Source organism: Rhizobium sp. CRRU65, from assembly GCF_048551595.1.
GTDB classification, from domain to species: Bacteria; Pseudomonadota; Alphaproteobacteria; order Rhizobiales; family Rhizobiaceae; genus Rhizobium; species Rhizobium leguminosarum_J.
This window is the reverse complement of the sequence record NZ_JBLYZH010000031.1, coordinates 22,290-38,477: the sequence shown is the minus strand read 5'-3', so window position 1 is coordinate 38,477 and position 16,188 is coordinate 22,290. Positions and strand designations below refer to the sequence as shown.

Annotated in this window: 15 protein-coding genes, 1 tRNA gene and 1 riboswitch; of the genes, 8 read left to right on the top strand and 8 right to left on the bottom strand. The window is 60.9% G+C overall.

Annotated elements, in window-relative coordinates; translation table 11 throughout:
- Positions 1 to 275: 275 nt before the first annotated feature.
- Entirely contained in the window at positions 276 to 656 is a 381-nt protein-coding gene (locus tag ACM5SV_RS35885) for a VOC family protein (RefSeq protein WP_012755939.1), read from the bottom strand.
- Between the two features lie 423 nt (positions 657 to 1,079).
- Here ACM5SV_RS35885 and ACM5SV_RS35880 point away from each other — a divergent pair, with 423 nt between their 5' ends.
- Entirely contained in the window at positions 1,080 to 1,358 is a 279-nt protein-coding gene (locus tag ACM5SV_RS35880; RefSeq protein WP_012755938.1) for a hypothetical protein, read from the top strand.
- Between the two features lie 159 nt (positions 1,359 to 1,517).
- On the opposite strand, the gene ACM5SV_RS35875 is transcribed toward ACM5SV_RS35880, so the two are convergent.
- Entirely contained in the window at positions 1,518 to 2,666 is a 1,149-nt protein-coding gene (locus ACM5SV_RS35875; protein ID WP_128440353.1) for a helix-turn-helix domain-containing protein, read from the bottom strand.
- Between the two features lie 354 nt (positions 2,667 to 3,020).
- On the opposite strand from ACM5SV_RS35875, the gene ACM5SV_RS35870 reads away from it, so the two are divergent.
- The 5 genes from ACM5SV_RS35870 to ACM5SV_RS35850 are packed head-to-tail and all read left to right on the top strand — an operon-like array spanning position 3,021 to position 8,443.
- A complete protein-coding gene (locus ACM5SV_RS35870; protein WP_012755936.1) occupies positions 3,021 to 4,067 on the top strand; it encodes a UDP-glucuronic acid decarboxylase family protein in 1,047 nt (348 codons plus the stop codon).
- Positions 4,067 to 5,053 (top strand): UDP-glucose 4-epimerase GalE, encoded by a 987-nt coding sequence (galE, locus tag ACM5SV_RS35865; protein ID WP_012755935.1) that lies wholly within the window; start codon positions 4,067 to 4,069, stop codon positions 5,051 to 5,053. Before ACM5SV_RS35870 ends, galE begins: the two co-directional genes overlap by 1 nt.
- Positions 5,050 to 6,957: a glycosyltransferase family 2 protein gene (locus tag ACM5SV_RS35860; protein ID WP_222018144.1), complete on the top strand. Its 1,908-nt coding sequence runs from the start codon at positions 5,050 to 5,052 to the stop codon at positions 6,955 to 6,957. Before galE ends, ACM5SV_RS35860 begins: the two co-directional genes overlap by 4 nt.
- A gap of 19 nt (positions 6,958 to 6,976) precedes the next feature.
- Complete coding sequence (locus ACM5SV_RS35855) at positions 6,977 to 7,915, top strand: glycoside hydrolase family 26 protein (RefSeq protein WP_041935457.1); 939 nt, start codon at positions 6,977 to 6,979, stop codon at positions 7,913 to 7,915.
- An 18-nt stretch (positions 7,916 to 7,933) separates the two neighbouring features.
- Positions 7,934 to 8,443, top strand: a complete 510-nt coding sequence (locus ACM5SV_RS35850) for a DUF995 domain-containing protein (protein ID WP_012755932.1) — start codon at positions 7,934 to 7,936, stop codon at positions 8,441 to 8,443.
- Between the two features lie 130 nt (positions 8,444 to 8,573).
- Here ACM5SV_RS35850 and ACM5SV_RS35845 read toward each other — a convergent pair.
- Both ACM5SV_RS35845 and ACM5SV_RS35840 read right to left on the bottom strand, forming a co-directional pair.
- Positions 8,574 to 8,647: transfer RNA gene (locus tag ACM5SV_RS35845), tRNA-Gly, on the bottom strand.
- 59 nt (positions 8,648 to 8,706) lie between these two features.
- Entirely contained in the window at positions 8,707 to 9,801 is a 1,095-nt protein-coding gene (locus tag ACM5SV_RS35840; protein ID WP_012755918.1) for a 2'-deoxycytidine 5'-triphosphate deaminase, read from the bottom strand.
- A 73-nt stretch (positions 9,802 to 9,874) separates the two neighbouring features.
- A riboswitch (SAM riboswitch) is annotated at positions 9,875 to 9,953 on the top strand.
- Positions 9,954 to 9,995: 42 nt separating this feature from the next.
- Between ACM5SV_RS35840 and ACM5SV_RS35835 the strand changes: the two genes are divergently transcribed.
- Together ACM5SV_RS35835 and apaG are read left to right on the top strand one after the other, a co-directional pair.
- On the top strand, positions 9,996 to 11,180 hold the full coding sequence (locus ACM5SV_RS35835; protein WP_012755917.1) for an O-succinylhomoserine sulfhydrylase: 1,185 nt from the start codon (positions 9,996 to 9,998) through the stop codon (positions 11,178 to 11,180).
- 369 nt (positions 11,181 to 11,549) lie between these two features.
- Positions 11,550 to 11,942 carry a Co2+/Mg2+ efflux protein ApaG gene (gene apaG / locus ACM5SV_RS35830; RefSeq protein WP_012755916.1) on the top strand — a complete coding sequence of 131 codons (393 nt, stop codon included), beginning with the start codon at positions 11,550 to 11,552 and terminating at the stop codon, positions 11,940 to 11,942.
- 135 nt (positions 11,943 to 12,077) lie between these two features.
- Here apaG and ACM5SV_RS35825 read toward each other — a convergent pair whose 3' ends face one another.
- The 4 genes from ACM5SV_RS35825 to ACM5SV_RS35810 form a co-directional block, all read right to left on the bottom strand.
- Positions 12,078 to 12,644 (bottom strand): hypothetical protein, encoded by a 567-nt coding sequence (locus tag ACM5SV_RS35825; RefSeq protein WP_419425518.1) that lies wholly within the window; start codon positions 12,642 to 12,644, stop codon positions 12,078 to 12,080.
- A gap of 132 nt (positions 12,645 to 12,776) precedes the next feature.
- The gene (locus ACM5SV_RS35820) at positions 12,777 to 13,769 is read right to left on the bottom strand and encodes an Hsp33 family molecular chaperone (RefSeq protein WP_012755914.1); all 993 of its coding nucleotides are present in this window, start codon (positions 13,767 to 13,769) and stop codon (positions 12,777 to 12,779) included.
- 90 nt (positions 13,770 to 13,859) lie between these two features.
- Positions 13,860 to 14,774: an ornithine carbamoyltransferase gene (gene argF, locus ACM5SV_RS35815; protein ID WP_012755913.1), complete on the bottom strand. Its 915-nt coding sequence runs from the start codon at positions 14,772 to 14,774 to the stop codon at positions 13,860 to 13,862.
- Positions 14,775 to 14,816: 42 nt separating this feature from the next.
- A complete protein-coding gene (locus tag ACM5SV_RS35810) occupies positions 14,817 to 16,016 on the bottom strand; it encodes an aspartate aminotransferase family protein (RefSeq protein ID WP_012755912.1) in 1,200 nt (399 codons plus the stop codon).
- Positions 16,017 to 16,188 lie beyond the last annotated feature (172 nt).

The following is a 16,188-nucleotide window of genomic DNA, read 5'->3' as shown; positions in this document are numbered from 1 at the left end:
CTCGCGCACTTCCGGCCAATGATCCAAAACCTCAGGACGAATCTTCATCCAAAGCTTGAATCACAACCAGATTCCTTATGTCCAGGGCTAAACCTAGCGCATATGACCCTAACCCTCTCCCCGTAAAAACGGGGAGAGGGGACGTGCCATGCAAGAGGCCAATGGGGAACGGAAAGGTCGCGGCATACCCCCCTTCGCCCCGTTTACGGGGAGAAGGTGGCGGCAGCCGGATGAGGGGCGGACGGCGGCGGCCGCCCTTTCCTTTTGGGTATCGTCTAACCCGGCCGCCAGCCGATCTCGACGAGAATGTTTCCGGGAGCCGTGCAATAAAACAGCCAGCCGCCGCGCATGGCGGCCGGCCGACCGGACAGCGCAGCACCGGCAGCAGCAAGCCCGGCATGGACCGCATCGACATCCGCCCTCTCGGGCAGAATGAAGCCGATGTGATAGGTCTGGCGTCCCATCTCCACCTGATCGGCGGTGCCGAATTTTGCGATTGCGTGGCTGAGGACGATTTCGAGGCCGGTATCGTCTTCGAGGATCGCCAGGCCGTTCTGGCCGCGCATATCCTTAAGCCTCAGACCGAAATGGCGGATGAAGAAATCCGCCGTGGCAGCGATATCGGGAACGTGGAAATCGAGATGGTTCAAGCGCATGACAGTCTCCGTTCGAAAAAATCCCGGGACTGCCTATTTGCCGTCTCCGCACGCCGCCGGGATCCCGCATCTTCATGCGGATCACGTCGCGGGTTCTCGTGCCATGGCACGGAGCAGAGCTTCCGTGAGAGCGCGCTTGACGCTCGAACGGAAGGGACCGGGCTTACCTCAACCGATCCTGCCTTTTTCGACGATGCCGATCTAGCAGACGACACCGGTTTCGGCAATGGAGGGGTCATCGCGCCTGGAGGATCGGGATTTTCACCCTAACATCCATAGGTGGATGTCGTCCCGCCGGCGCTCGATCACGGCGTCCCCGGCGACGCTTCCCGAAGGATTGAAGCGCGGCATGAGCATTCGTGTCGTGAGCCCTATCCGACGAGGTGTAGAGTGATATTATTCAACGCATTGGGAGGGATGGACATGAAACCTGCAATCATCGGCCTCGTCGGCACGCTCGTTCTGGCGGGATGCAACACCGTCAGCTACAGCGGACCGGGCCTCGAACCCATCCCCGGCAGCATCACCTATAGTGGCCAGCCGCGCAGCAAGCTCACCAAATCACCCCCCGGCTCCGCCTTCCCGCATGACTTCATCGACCAGTACGGCCGGGAGGTGGAAGAAACCTACATCATCCAGCCCGACCGGAGCCTGATCATCGCGCATCGGCAATACAAGCCGATCCGGTTTTTCGGGGATTAGAGCCTTTCCTGGTCAGAGATGAAAAGGAGCGGAGCAGGCATCATAGACCGCAACAGGCGGTTTAGAGGCCATGGGTCTGGATCAAGTCCGCTGTGTCTTCGGCAAAAGCGTCGACCGCCGCTTAACGGACTTCGAGTCCGGATTTCAGCCCGAGCCGGATCAACCCGTCAGGGCCAGCCAATCACCGATCGTTTTTCCGTAACGCTGCGTGGAGCGGATGGCCGGAGCCGGCCGCTGCTGGGTTGCCACCGTCCTTCGGATTTCACGCGGGCTCAGCCCGAATTCGTGGATGAAGGCGCGCGTAAAATTGGCGGCGACCTCGAAACCGGCGGCTTCTGCGATTTCTGAAATCGGCCTGTGGTCGGCCGAATTGCTGAGATCCGCATAGGCCTGCAGCAATCGCCGCTTGCGAATATAATTGAGCACGCCTCCGCTCGCCTCAAACAGTTGATAAAGCCGCGTACGCGAAATCCCCAACGCGCGGCACATCACGTCCGGTGTCAGGTTTTCCGAATGGAGATTGACGTGAATGTAGCGGTGCGCCCGCTCCATCAGTCCCATGTTGGCCTGGTTTTGACCGGTATCAGTCCTTGTGGACGATGCGGCGCCCGCAACGACCATATCGCCGATGGTTTGGATGATCCGGGGCACTTCCTCTATCGTCAGATTGCCGAGGTTCGTTTCGAGGCCCGTGAGATAGCCCGTGAGCAACTCGGCGTGGCTGCCCGAAAGAACCGTGTTGCCGGCGCTCTGGAGAAGGCTCGCATCGCGAGCCAGCATCTCATACGGCAGGAACACGAGCAAAGCTTCGGTATCGGTCGTCCGTCCGCGATAGGGGCTGCCGAGCGACATGAAAAATATCTCGCCGGCACCGGTCTCGGTGACACGACGGTTGACCTCGGTCCAGGCCTGGCCGCTGCGCTGCAGGCCGACGTTCCAATGGTCGATAGGGCTCGATCGAAGCATGGCCTGATCGCGGACATATCTGTGGGCATGCGCGCGCTGCTGGACGATCAGGATATCGCCGAGATGCCAGCCGATCTGCTCCGCGAGGAACCCGTCTTCCGGTGATTTTCCCTCCGGCAGATGAACATCCACGAGCGGCGCCATATGTGCCCGCCAGGCCTGGAATTGTTCTGCCGGTGGTAGGTCCTGCGTCGAGAATCGCAGCGGCACGAGTGCAGGGGAGGCATGGGGCGGGCGTTCCTTGCGCATGGCCGGTTCACGCGGCCAGCGCCGCCGCTCCATATGCGCCGGCCGTTCCTGTTCCGCGGCAGGATCATCGTCGGATTCAGACCCTGTAGCCATCCAATGCCTCCAGCGCATAACCCGACCCGAGCCATGGAAATTGAGAAAAGCAATTGTTTTTGCGGCGGAAATCTCCGCAGAACTCCGTTTGGAAAAACGGAAGTGCCCGAAGAGTCTCCTCCATAAGTTGTTTATCATATTCCTTTTCGCTCTGAAATGTACGGAGCGATAATTTCCAGGACGTGAGGATAACGACAATTGCCTTTCTTAGCTGTATCTAAATAAGCATCGGTTCATTCCAAAAGAAAAACCGGACGAATAAAACATTCGCATGATCGAACGACTTGGTTTCGCGATATGTCGAAGTAAATATCGAATATCCCATAGCAAAATCTGAAAACACGGGAGGTAGTCGTGAACTATCTTGGTAAGATTCGTGCGCGCTCTGTACAGGTTTCTGCTCGTGATGCAAATTGTCCTTCCGGAATACATCGCGCTCCCAAGAGAGTTCTTGTCACCGGCGGTGCAGGTTTCCTCGGATCGCATCTCTGCGAGACGCTTTTGGCCGCCGGACACCAGGTGATCTGCCTCGACAACTTTTCCACCGGCATGCGGCGCAATATCGTCCATCTGAAGCGAGTCGATCGCTTCAATGTCGTCGCCCACGATATCGTCCACCCGCTCGATCTGGAAGTCGACGAGATCTATAACCTCGCCTGCCCGGCATCGCCCCCGCATTATCAGGCCGATCCGATCCATACGACAAAGACCTGCGTGCTGGGCTCCCTCAACCTTCTGGAGCTGGCCGCGCGCACCGGCGCACGTATCCTTCAGGCATCCACCTCCGAAGTCTACGGCGACCCGAACGTCCACCCGCAGGTCGAAAGCTACTGGGGCAACGTCAATTCGTTCGGGCCGCGCTCCTGCTATGACGAGGGCAAGCGCTGCGCCGAGACGCTGTTCTTCGACTTCCACAACACGCACGGCGTCGAGATCAAGATCATCCGCATCTTCAACACCTACGGCCCGCGGATGCGTCCGGACGACGGCCGCGTCGTCTCGAATTTCATCGTCCAGGCCCTGACGGGGCAAGACATCACGATATATGGCGACGGTTCGCAGACCCGCTCGTTCTGTTTCGTCGATGATCTCATCGGCGGCATGGTCCGCATGATGGCCTCACCGTCGTCGCTGACGGGGCCTGTCAATCTCGGCAATCCGGGCGAATTCACGATCCGGGAACTGGCCGAGCAGGTGATCGGATTGACCGGTTCCCGGTCGCAAATCATCCATCGCGCTCTGCCGGTTGACGATCCCCGTCAGCGTCGCCCCGATATTTCGCTTGCCATGCAGGAACTCGACTGGCGGCCGAAGATCGACTTGTCGAGCGGCCTGCGTCAGACGATCGACTATTTCGATGGCGTTCTCACCCGTCCGGCACGCGAGCTGGAGGCGGTCTGATGGATGCGCCCCGGGTCCTGGTCACGGGCGGTGCCGGCTATATCGGCAGCCACACCGCCAAGCTCCTCCGCTCGGAGGGGATTGAGCCTGTCGTCTACGACAATCTCACGACCGGAAACCGTTCGTCCGTGCGCTGGGGGCCTTTCGTCGAAGGTGACGTCCTCGACACGTCATGCCTGATCGAGGTCATCGAGAAATATGCTCCCGATGCCGTCATCCACTTTGCCGCCTCGGCCTACGTCGGCGAGTCCGTGGAAAACCCGGCGAAATATTACAACAACAATGTCTGCGGTGCATTGTCGCTTATCGATGCCTGCCGGCAGACGGGGCTTCAAAACGTCATCTTCTCATCGAGTTGTGCCGTCTACGGCGTCCCGTCCGTGCTGCCGATCGATGAGACGTTGCCGAAGGCTCCGATCAATCCCTACGGCAAGACCAAGCTGATCTTCGAGCATATGCTCGCCGATTATGCGGCGGCCTACGGCCTGCGGTATGTTGCCCTGCGTTATTTCAATGCCTGTGGAGCCGATCCGGACGGCGAGCTTGGCGAATGGCACGTTCCGGAAACCCATCTCATTCCGCGGGCGCTGCTGGCCGCGGCCGGCCGGATTCCGCACCTGGAGATATTCGGCGATGATTACGATACCCCTGACGGGACCTGCATAAGGGACTATATTCACGTCGCAGATCTCGCGCGCGCCCATGTTCAGGCCTTCACCCATCTCGCCAAAGGCGGAGCAAACCTCGCTGTCAACCTCGGCACCGGGCGGGGTTATTCCATCAGGGAAGTCCTGCGCGTGATCCAGGAAACGACCGGCTGCGAAGTCCCGGTCGTCATCCATCCACGCCGTCCGGGCGATCCGCCCAGCCTCTACGCCGACGCCAGCCTGGCCCGCGAGACGCTCTGCTTCCAGCCTCGATATTCCGACCTCGAAACCATCGTGCGGACGGCGGCTCCGTTCTTCGGACTGGAGGTGCGCGCGTGACCGAACTTGCGATTATCCAAGCGACGCACGCTCCGGACCCCTCCCACGAGCCGCTTCTTGTCCCGGTTCTGACCGGACATCGGCGGACCGAATATCTGTTCTCGGCGGCCGTATGGGCCTGCGCCTTCGCCTATTTCTGGATCTGGTGGCTGGAGCCGCGCCATCACGTCGATGCTTTCGGCACAATTACGGTGAGCCTCGTTCTTGCCTGGGTTACCGCGCTGCCGGCCTATTTCATCGTCGTCTTCTATCGGGCGGCAAGACCGAACGGTCCCTTGCGCCTGCCGGCGGGCAGTCGAGTGGCCATGGTCGTGACCAAGGCGCCGGCCGAACCCTTCTCGGTCGTCAGTGAAACCCTGCTGGCAATGCTTGCCCAGGAGGTGGAACACGACACCTGGCTTGCCGACGAAGACCCTTCCCCCGAGACTCTCGACTGGTGCTCCCGTCACGGGGTCCTCGTCTCGACCCGCAAGGGGCGATCCGATTATCATCGGACGTCGTGGCCCCGACGCACGCGGTGCAAGGAAGGCAACCTCGCCTTCTTCTACGACCACTACGGCTACAGCCGCTACGATTTCGTGGCGCAACTCGATGCGGATCATGTTCCCGCGCCCGACTATCTCTTCCACATGCTGCGTCCGTTCGGCGATCCAAAGGTCGGCTATGTCTCGGCCCCCAGCATTTGCGACAAGAACGCTTCCGAAAGCTGGTCGGCACGTGGAAGGCTCTATGCCGAGGCCAGCATGCATGGTTCGCTCCAAGCCGGTTACAATGGCGGCCTGGCGCCGATGTGCATAGGGTCGCATTACGCGGTACGTACCGTCGCCCTCAAACAGATCGGCGGCCTCGGTCCGGAGTTGGCTGAAGACCATTCGACGACATTGATGATGAATGCCGGCGGCTGGCGAGGTGTGCATGCGCTGGATGCCATCGCCCATGGTGACGGCCCCAGAACCTTCAGCGATCTCGTGACGCAGGAATTCCAGTGGTCGCGCAGCCTGGTCATGGTGCTGTTGCGGTACTCGCCGAGCCTCCTCGGCCGGCTGCCGGCCCGGCTCAAGTTCCAGTTCCTCTTTTCGCAACTCTGGTATCCGCTTTTTGCGTTCTTTATGTTGCTCATGTTTGCTTTGCCGATCATCGCGCTCGTGCGCGGCCAGAATTTCGTGACCGTGACCTATCCCGATTTCCTGGCGCATTTCGCACCGCTTTCTATCGCTCTCGTGGTGATGGCTTATCGCTGGCGCGCCAGCAGCTCGTTCCGCCCCTACGACGCCAAGATCCTGAGCTGGGAATGCATGCTCTTTCTCTTCGCCCGCTGGCCCTGGGCGCTCGCCGGCACGCTGGCTGCGGTGCACGATTTTGTGACAGGCTCCTTCGTCGATTTCCGCGTCACGCCGAAAGGCCGGTCCGAAGTCGATCTGCTGCCGGTGCGTGTCCTGGCGCCCTACGCTGTGCTGGCGCTCATGGCGGTATTGCCTGCCCTGGCAATCGGCGATGCCGGCGCCTCCAAGGGCGGTTACTTCTTTACCATCCTGAACGCCGCAATCTACTGCGCGCTGCTGTTGGTCATCGTCGGGCGTCATTCGAAGGAGAATACTGTTGCGGCGGCCCCGCGTTTCTACCGTCCGGCGATGGCGACCGTGCTTCTGGCGCTCGTCGCGTTGCCGGGGGCTGCAACCATCATGCGCGGAAAGGATGCGACCGAGGCACTCGCCTGGGGCAGCGGCCGCCTTCAGCTGTTCGAAGAGCGCTACGCCGCCTCCGGTGCAGGCCGGGGCGGGACCGCCCTGCGCACGATCTTCTTCAAACCACGATGGATTTCCGATCCGGAGGAAATCCAACTGAGAACGGATGCCGCTCACCCGGATGTGCGGCCGAGCGTGGAGGAAGTACACAATGCATAGCCCATCCAAAATAGCCCTGTTGTCGTTAACCGGCCTGTTGCTGTCGGGAGTCGCGGTCCTGCCGACCGCTCTGGGCAGTTCTGCCGAAGGGCAGCCGCTTGCAATGACGACATCGTCCATTGCGCCGCCGACCAAAATGCCGGTCGTCACGAAGGAGTCGATCACGTTCGGCGCCTATGATCCGCACGGAGATTTAGGCGCCTCGCCCGATTCGAAGATCGAACACCTCTTCCTGCCCTGGGAAGATGTCGATCTGCGCACGCTCGCCCTCGCCGACGATTATGCGCAAGCGCGTGGCCGCACCCTGCTGATCTCGGTCGAGCCCTGGACCTGGTCGACCGGTTCGCGCCAAACCTCGCAGGAACTGCTGCACAGCATCCTCAACGGTTCGCGCGATGCGAACATGGCCGCCGTCTGCTCGACTGCTGCCAAGCTGAAAAGTCCGGTCATCATTCGCTGGGGACAGGAAATGGACGAAACCGACAGCCAGTTCTCCTGGTCGCATTGGCAGGGCGACGATTATGCCAAGGCCTATCGCCGGATGGTGGAGGTCTGCAAGGTCCACCTGAAGACGGCCAAATACATGTGGTCACCGAAGGGCAATGAGGGGCTTCAAGCCTTTTATCCCGGCAACGATGTCGTCGATCTCATCGGGCTCTCGGTCTTTGGCCTGGAGCAATACGACAGGGACAAGACTGGCCGCGACCAGACGTTTGCCGAGCACCTTGCGCCCGGATACGCCCGTGTCGCCGGTTACGGCAAGCCCATCATGGTTGCCGAACTCGGATACGAAGGCGGCGATTCCTTCGTGCGAAACTGGGCTGAGAGCGTAACGAAACGCTATCCCCAGTTCCCGGCGCTGAGCGCCGTTGTCTACTTCAACGACCGTGAAGTCTATCCGTGGCCGGACGGCTATGGCCGCCCCGACTGGCGGATCGTCCGCGAAAGCATCAATTGAACAAGAAGGAACCTGAACATGTCCATGCTTCAAAAAATGTTCCTGGCCGTGGTCCTGACCGGCGGTATCGCCACGGCCGCGTCCGCTGCCGGAACCAATGAGCCTGCGGGGATCGAGACCGCAAAACCGATGAGCAGCGCGGAAATCTATCGGCTCTACAACCAGAATTCCTGGATGTGGAAAGCCGGCGCCGGCTACTTCTCCGCAAAGGCGCGTCGCTTTACCGCCTGGTCGCGGGAAAATGGCTCGCCGTCCTTCGGCACGGGCCGCTGGTTCATCACGGAAACGGGTAAACTCTGCTTCAACGCCGACTGGCACGCCAAGACCGGAACGGCGACGGCAATCACCTGCTTCAGCCACCGCAAGAAGGGCGGCCTGATCTATCAGAAACGCGAACCGGACGGTGAATGGTACGTTTTCAAGAGCGCACCGGCACAAGCCACCGACGAATTCGCAAAGCTTCGCCGCGGCGACTACGTGAGGTCTCAATTGGGGGGAATTGAGATGAGCGTCAGTAAGACCAGATAAAGGCGAAGCTAGGGGTTGCGCGCGGCCGAGGCGCCATCTGTGTCCTTGTAGGAGCCGATGCCTGCGCGCAACCCTTTTCATAAAAGATCACGAAGCGCCTTCAAAAGGCGGCGAACGGCCTGAGGGTGAATGGAGCGGGTGAAGGGAATCGAACCCTCGTATTCAGCTTGGGAAGCTGCTGCTCTACCATTGAGCTACACCCGCGATGAAGCGAGATTTCCAACAGATAGGGGCCGCTGTCAAGTCGCGGCCGCCGGGAAGCCTCAGATGCGGAAGTGCTTCGAGAGCTTCAGGCCCTGGGCCTGGTAATTGGAGCCTAGGCCGGAGCCGTAGAGGCTGGCGGGCTTTTCCTGCATGTGTTCGTAGACGAGGCGGCCGACGATCTGGCCGTCTTCGAGGATGAAGGGCACCTCGTGGCTGCGCACTTCGAGCACCGCGCGGCTGCCGCGCCCGCCGGCAGGCGCATGGCCGAAGCCCGGATCGAAGAAGCCGGCATAATGGACGCGGAATTCGCCGACCAGCGGATCGAAGGGGGTCATTTCGGCTGCGTAATCCGGCGGCACGTGCACCGCCTCGCGCGAGACGAGGATATAGAATTCATCGGGATCGAGGATCAGCTCGTTGCGGCCGCGGCTGTGGAGCGGCTCCCAGAAATCGAAGAGGTCGTGCTCGGCCTTCTTGTCGACGTCGACGACGGCGGTGTGATGTTTGCCGCGATAACCGATCAGGCCGTCCTTGTCTCCGGCGAGGTCGATCGACAGGGCGATGCCGCCGCCGGAAACGTTCGGCAGCTTGCTGGCGACCAGCGTCTCGCTCTCATGCAGCTTCAACAGTTCCGGCTCGCCGAGCAGCGCCTGGCCGACGCGGAACCGGATCTGCGACAGCCGCGAGCCGCGGCGCACAACGATCGGGAAGGTGCGCGGGCTGATTTCGAGATAGAGCGGGCCGGAATAGCCTGATGGGATCTTGTCGAATTCCTGGGCGTAGTCGGTAATGACGCGGGTGAAGATATCGAGGCGCCCGGTCGAGCTCTTCGGATTGGCCGAGGCCGACATCTCGGCCGGCAGCGCCAGGCTCTCCATCAGCGGCACGATATAGACGCAGCCCGTTTCGAGCACCGCGCCTTCGGAGAGGTCGATCACGTGCAGGCTCAGCCGGTCAAGCTTGTCGGACACCAGATGCGAGGGGCCTGGCATGAAGCTGGCACGCACCCGAAAAGCCTTGCCGCCCAAGCGCAGGTCGAGGCTTGCCGGCTGGATCTGGTCGCGGTCCAGCTCCCGCTCGGAGATCAGACGCCCCGTTTCGAACAGCGCGGAGATCGCGCGATCCGCCAGAATTCCCGTTTCGCGAGCCATCATGCCTCATCCATCATTTGCCGCCGACAAAACCAAACTCGGGGAATTGACGCAAGCAGCTAACAGCAGTATTGCAGAATTATCCCGTGGTGATTTGGCCGGTCGGCTTGCAGCCACGTTAAACAAGTGGCTAAAAAGACCGGGTTGAAACCGGTCTGCTTTTGCGACCGGTTTTTTTGTTATGTGAAGGTGATGGCATGAGCAAGACCTGGCGCCCGGCAACCCAACTCGTCCACGGTGGCACGCTGCGTTCGCAATATGGCGAGACGTCCGAGGCAATCTATCTCACCCAAGGCTTCGTCTACGAAACGTCCGAGGCGGCCGAAGCCCGCTTCAAGGGCGAGACGGAGGGCTTCATCTACGCCCGCTACGGCAGCCCCACCAACGACATGTTCGAAAAGCGCATGTGCATGCTCGAAGGCGCCGAAGACGCCCGCGCCACCGCTTCCGGCATGGCCGCCGTCACCGCGGCGATCCTCTGCCAGCTGAAATCAGGCGATCATATCGTCGCCGCGCGCGCCCTGTTCGGTTCCTGCCGCTGGGTCGTCGAGACGCTGGCGCCGAAATACGGCATCGACTGCACGCTGATCGACGGCCGGGATCTGGCGAACTGGGAAAAGGCGATCACGCCGAAGACCAAGGTGTTCTTCCTGGAAAGCCCGACCAACCCGACGCTCGAAGTGATCGATATCGCTGGCGTCGCCAAGCTCGCCAACCAGGTCGGCGCCAAGGTCGTCGTCGACAATGTCTTTGCCACGCCACTTTTCCAGAAGCCCCTGGAGCTCGGCGCCCATATCGTCGTTTATTCCGCCACCAAGCATATTGACGGCCAGGGCCGCTGCCTCGGCGGTGTCGTTCTTTCCGACAAGGAATGGATCGACGAGAACCTGCACGACTACTTCCGCCATACTGGGCCGGCCATGTCGCCGTTCAATGCCTGGACACTGTTGAAAGGCATCGAGACGCTGCCGCTGCGCGTGCGCCAGCAGACCGAAAATGCGGCAAAGATCGCCGATTTCCTGGCCGAGCAGGGCAAGGTCGCCAAGGTGATCTATCCCGGCCGCAAGGACCATCCGCAGGCCGATATCATCGCCAAGCAGATGACCGGCGGCTCGACGCTGGTCGCCTTCGAGCTGAAGGGCGGCAAGGATGCGGCCTTTGCGCTGCAGAACGCGCTCGATATCGTCAAGATCTCCAACAATCTCGGCGACAGCAAGAGCCTGATCACCCATCCGGCGACGACGACGCACAAGAACCTGACGGATGAGGCGCGCGCCGAACTCGGCATTTCCCCGGGCACGGTCCGCCTTTCGGCCGGCATCGAGGATACCGACGACCTGATCGAAGATTTCGCCAAGGCGCTTGACAAGGTCTTGGCCTGATCGACAGCCAGAGCGGCCGGACCCCACCCGGGTTCGGCCGGATCTCACTAAAGCGCGTCGCGATCTTTCAGATTCGCTCCTCGCGCTTTAGTTTTTGTTTTTACGCATGTCGTTATCGCAAAACCGCTGCACACTTTTGCGCGACATGCTTGGGGTTCGGCCGTGCCGGACCTCACTGGGTGAGACCGAGGGGGGGGGAACAAGTTTGCCCGCCGCGGCGTTCCGAAACTGAATTAACACTGACAATTAGACTTAACGATCGAAAACCCTTCGGATCACAGCCATTTCAGCGATGATAATTGTTCCGTTTCTTGACGGACAGGGCCTCTTATAAGATACGGGTAAGATATCTTGACTAAGGTGCAAGGCATGTATCGCGCCCTCACAAGAGAGATCGAAGTTGTCGTCGAGCCGTTCTATCTGGAGGAGCAATCCGATCCGGACGACGACCGCTATGTCTGGGGTTACCGGATTGTCATCAGCAACAATTCCGGCATAGCCGTTCGACTGGTCAATCGTTACTGGAACATCACCGACCAGAACGGCCAGGTGGACGAGGTGACCGGTCCCGGCGTCGTCGGCGAGCAGCCGCGGCTCAGCCCCGGCGACACCTACGAATATTCCTCCGGCTGTCCGCTCGACACGCCCTCAGGGCTGATGTTCGGCCATTACCAGATGGAAACGGACGACGGCGAGATGTTCGATGTCGACATCCCCGCCTTCTCGCTGGATTCACCTGGGCTGCTGCGCGTGCTTAATTGAGAGCGTAGGTTCGCGGTCGTTTCGTCGGTGCAAGCACGGCGCGTGGATCCGGCCGGCTACAGCCTTCCAGTCAGTACCAGCATGGACGCCGTACCCTCGGTCGTAGATCCTCGGGCTTGCCCAGTCATCAATCTACTAAAGGTCAAAAGGATCCGAGGCCTGGGTGCCTGGCTTTGCTTGCGGCGCCGGATGTTTTGCGACCGCATCGTTTACCGCCTTTTGGCAGGCGAGCAACTCATCCGCTGCACTGGCGGAATCTTTCAAACCGAGAGCCACAATCTGCTTTCCTCCAAAGCTGGCGCGGAAACTCAGTTTACCAGCGAACTCCTCAATCAAGTCGGGATCCTCGAAATCAATCCATAATGATTTGAGGCCATCGAGATCCAGACCTCTCCCATCAGCCGTCCGTTTAGACTGGTCGAACGAGAGTTCGATGGGATAATGCTTACCTTTCTCCAAGGATTTCCAGTTTGGGTTTCCGAGCAGAATGTAAAGAGGGTTGTCCTTTTTGCGGAAATTGAAGCCAAGACGAAAAATGGTGTCGTCATCAAAGGAAGTCAGAACAAAACAGCCATTGTCTAAAGTCGGGTCGACAGCCACGCTCCAGCCCCCGACCTCTTTCCATGGGACTGTCTGGTCATCAGCCAAGCTCACTGGTGGCATCGCAGCTATGAGCGCGAGTACAAAAAACAAAAGTCTCATCAACGCCCCATCCGCTTTCTTAGGCCAGAACCAATGAAACAGAATAGGTGCACAGTGACTACGCGAAGTCGAGTCACCGTGCTGCATCATCGCTAATCTTTTATTGTTCGCTGTGCGTGTCCTTAACCGCGCCTATTCCGCCGGCTGAAGTTCGGCCGGCTCGAAGCGGTAGGTGGTCGAGCAGAATTCGCAGGTCACGGCGATTTCGCCATCTTCCTGGCTGGCCTCGATCTCCTCGGCCGAAAAGCCCTTCAGCACGCCCTTGATCTTGTCGCGCGAGCAGCTGCAGCGGTCGAAAACCGCGCGCGGTTCGTAGACGCGCACGCCGCGCTCGTGGAACAGGCGGAACAGCAGCCGCTCGGTTCCGACCAGCGGATCGGTGAGTTCATCGGCGTCGATGGTCTCGACCAGCGAACGCGCTTCGAGCCAGGCATCGTCCTCGCCGTGCGGGCGGCTGCCGGTGTCGCCGTCGCCGCCGTGGAGATCCGGCTGGCGCATGCGCTCCGGCGCTTCCGGAAGGAACTGGGCGACGAGGCCGCCTGCCCGCCAGCGATGGCGCGGCTTGCCCGCATCGTCACGGTCGAAGAGTTCGGCCGCGGCAAGACGGACGCGCGTCGGGATCTGCTCCGACTGGCGGAAATAGACGCCGGCAATATCTTCCAGCGTGGTGCCGTCGAGCGGAACGATGCCCTGGTAGGGCTGGCTGAACTTGCCCTGGTCAATGGTGAAGGCGAGCACGCCCTTGCCGAGCAGTTGCTCCGGCTCGGTTTCACCTGACTCGATCGCCTTGTTGAGCAGCGCCTGATCGAAACGGGCGTAGGCGCGGACATTTTCCGGCGTCGAGAAATCGGCGACGAGAAGATCGACCGGGCCGTCGCCCTTGGTCTGCACCGTGAACTTGCCGTCGAACTTCAGCGAGGTGCCGAGCAGCACCGTCAGCACGACGACTTCGGCAAGCAGCCGGGCAACGGGTGCGGGATAATGATGACGCTCGAGGATGGCGTCGAGCATCGGGCCGAGCTGGACGGCGCGGCCGCGCACATCCAGCCCTTCCACCTGGAAGGGGACGACATGGTCATCGCCGGCGAAATCAAACTGGCCGAGGGCGGCTGCAGCTTCTGCCATGGCTTTTAACTCCTAGTTTCAGAGCGATGGGCCAGCGTGCCCTTCGCTCACGCGGTCGCGAGTCTGTCTCTCGCGACGTCCGATTATGGTTCAGATCGCGCCCAGGCACCAAGCAAGAATCGACTTCTGCGCATGAAGACGGTTTTCCGCCTCATCGAAGACCACGGATTGCGGACCGTCGATCACTTCGTCCGTCACTTCCTCACCGCGATGAGCGGGCAGGCAATGCATGAACAATGCATCATTGCCGGCTTTCGCCATCAAGGCCGCGTTGACCTGATAAGGCTGGAAGACATTGTGACCCCGGGCCCGATGTTCCTGATTCATGGAGACCCAGGTATCGGTCACCACGCAATCGACGCCGGCGACCGCACGGTCGGCATCATGGCAAAGCATGATTTCGGCGCCCTCATTGCGGGCCCAGTTCAGATAGTGATCCTTGGGCTCCGAGCCAAGGGGCACGGCCATGTTCATGCGGTAGCCGAAGCGGGCGGCACCCTCGACCAGCGAATGCAGCACATTGTTGCCGTCGCCGGTCCAGGCGATGGTCTTGCCCTTGATCGGGCCGCGGTGCTCTTCGAAGGTCATGATATCGGCCATAATCTGGCAGGGATGGGTGTCATCCGTCAGCGCATTGATGACAGGCACGGTCGCATGCTGGGCCAGCTCGACCAGCCGCGAATGCTCGGTGGTGCGGATCATGATCGCATCGACATAACGCGACAGCACCTTGGCGGTGTCGCCGATCGTCTCGGCGCGGCCGAGCTGCATCTCGGTGCCGGACAGGAACAGCGTTTCGCCGCCGAGCTGGCGCATGCCGACGTCGAAGGAGACGCGGGTGCGCGTCGACGGCTTCTCGAAGATCATCGCCAGCATCTTGCCGGCGAGCGGCTTGTCGCCCTGGCCCGCCTTGAAGGCCTGCTTGCGGGCGAGCGCATCGTTCATGATCGTTCTGAGATCGGCTGATGTGACCGCCGAAAGATCGAGGAAGTGTTTAGGGCTCATATCGTCTTCTTACCTGTGCTGCGCCCGAAGGCGGCAATTTCTTCAAGCCGTCTTCTTGACCTTGGAGGCGCGAATGCTCTCGGCGGCGCGCTCGACGCGGGAAAGGCCCTCGCGGGCTTCCTCGGCGGTGACCACGAGCGGCGGAAGAAGGCGGATGACATTGTCGCCGGCAGGCACGCCGAGCAGATGGGCGGCGCGGATCGCCTGCAGCAGTTCGGCTGAGGGAACGGCAGCCTTGATGCCGAGCAAAAGCCCTTCGCCGCGCACGTCCTCGATCACATCGGGATAACGATCCTTCAGCGAGGCGAGGCCCTGGCGGAAGACAAGTGCTACGTCGCGCACCTGCTGGAGGAAGCCATCGGCAAGGATGATGTCGAGCACGGCGCTGCCGACGGCCATGGCAAGCGGATTGCCGCCATAGGTCGAGCCATGCGTACCGGCCTTCATGCCGGAGGCGGCCTCTGATGTGGCAAGGCAGGCGCCGAGCGGGAAACCGCCGCCGATGCCCTTGGCGACAGCCATGATGTCGGGGGTGACGCCCGACCATTCATGGGCGAAGAGCTTGCCGGTGCGGCCGACGCCGGTCTGGACTTCGTCGAGGATCAACAGCAGGCCGTTCTCGTCGCAGAGCTGGCGAAGCGCCTTCATGAACTCAGGCGTGGCAGGACGGACGCCGCCCTCGCCCTGCACCGGCTCGATGAGGATGCCAGCCGTGGCATCGGTGATCGCGGCGCGGACCGCTTCGATGTCGCCGAAAGCCACCTGATCGAAACCCGGCGCCTTGGGGCCGAAACCTTCGAGATATTTTTCCTGGCCACCGGCGGCGATCGTCGCCAGCGTCCGTCCGTGGAAGGCGCCTTCGAAGGTGATGATATGGAAGCGCTCGGGATGGCCCTTGGAAAACTGGTAGCGGCGCGCCGTCTTGATCGCGCATTCGAGCGCCTCGGCGCCCGAATTGGTGAAGAACACCTTGTCGGCGAAGGTAGCGTCCGTCAGCCGTTTTGCCAGACGCTCCTGGCCGGGGATCTCATAGATGTTCGACAGGTGCCAGACCTTGTCTGCCTGCTCCTTCAGTGCGCCGACCACATGCGGATTGCTGTGGCCGACGGAGGTGACGGCGACGCCGGCGCCGAAATCGAGATATCGCTCGCCAGTTTCGGTGATCAGCCATACGCCCTCGCCTCGCTCGAACCGCAGCGGGGCACGAGAATAGGTGTCATAAAGCGGCGCGGCTTCAGCCATGGCGCGATCTCCATCAAAGTTGCCGGGCAATGACTCCGGCTAAGGAAACCAGGCCCGAAAAATCAAAAATGCCGCCTTGCGGCGGCGAGTGGCACTATTTCCTTTTCGCGCTGCAATGTCAACAAAACGGCGCCCTTAGCGTATGCAGCACAGGTGTACAGCGGCATTTTCA

Excerpts from the sequence above, each read along its gene's own strand:
- ACM5SV_RS35835 (WP_012755917.1), top strand. The coding sequence starts at position 9,996 with ATGAGCAAGACCTGGCGCCCGGCAACCCAACTCGTCCACGGTGGCACG.
- ACM5SV_RS35885 (WP_012755939.1), bottom strand. The coding sequence starts at position 656 with ATGCGCTTGAACCATCTCGATTTCCACGTTCCCGATATCGCTGCCACG.
- ACM5SV_RS35820 (WP_012755914.1), bottom strand. The coding sequence starts at position 13,769 with ATGGCAGAAGCTGCAGCCGCCCTCGGCCAGTTTGATTTCGCCGGCGAT.
- ACM5SV_RS35840 (WP_012755918.1), bottom strand. The coding sequence starts at position 9,801 with ATGATGGCTCGCGAAACGGGAATTCTGGCGGATCGCGCGATCTCCGCG.
- ACM5SV_RS35880 (WP_012755938.1), top strand. The coding sequence starts at position 1,080 with ATGAAACCTGCAATCATCGGCCTCGTCGGCACGCTCGTTCTGGCGGGA.
- ACM5SV_RS35810 (WP_012755912.1), bottom strand. The coding sequence starts at position 16,016 with ATGGCTGAAGCCGCGCCGCTTTATGACACCTATTCTCGTGCCCCGCTG.
- ACM5SV_RS35825 (WP_419425518.1), bottom strand. The coding sequence starts at position 12,644 with ATGAGACTTTTGTTTTTTGTACTCGCGCTCATAGCTGCGATGCCACCA.
- galE (WP_012755935.1), top strand. The coding sequence starts at position 4,067 with ATGGATGCGCCCCGGGTCCTGGTCACGGGCGGTGCCGGCTATATCGGC.
- apaG (WP_012755916.1), top strand. The coding sequence starts at position 11,550 with ATGTATCGCGCCCTCACAAGAGAGATCGAAGTTGTCGTCGAGCCGTTC.
- argF (WP_012755913.1), bottom strand. The coding sequence starts at position 14,774 with ATGAGCCCTAAACACTTCCTCGATCTTTCGGCGGTCACATCAGCCGAT.
- ACM5SV_RS35850 (WP_012755932.1), top strand. The coding sequence starts at position 7,934 with ATGTCCATGCTTCAAAAAATGTTCCTGGCCGTGGTCCTGACCGGCGGT.
- ACM5SV_RS35875 (WP_128440353.1), bottom strand. The coding sequence starts at position 2,666 with ATGGCTACAGGGTCTGAATCCGACGATGATCCTGCCGCGGAACAGGAA.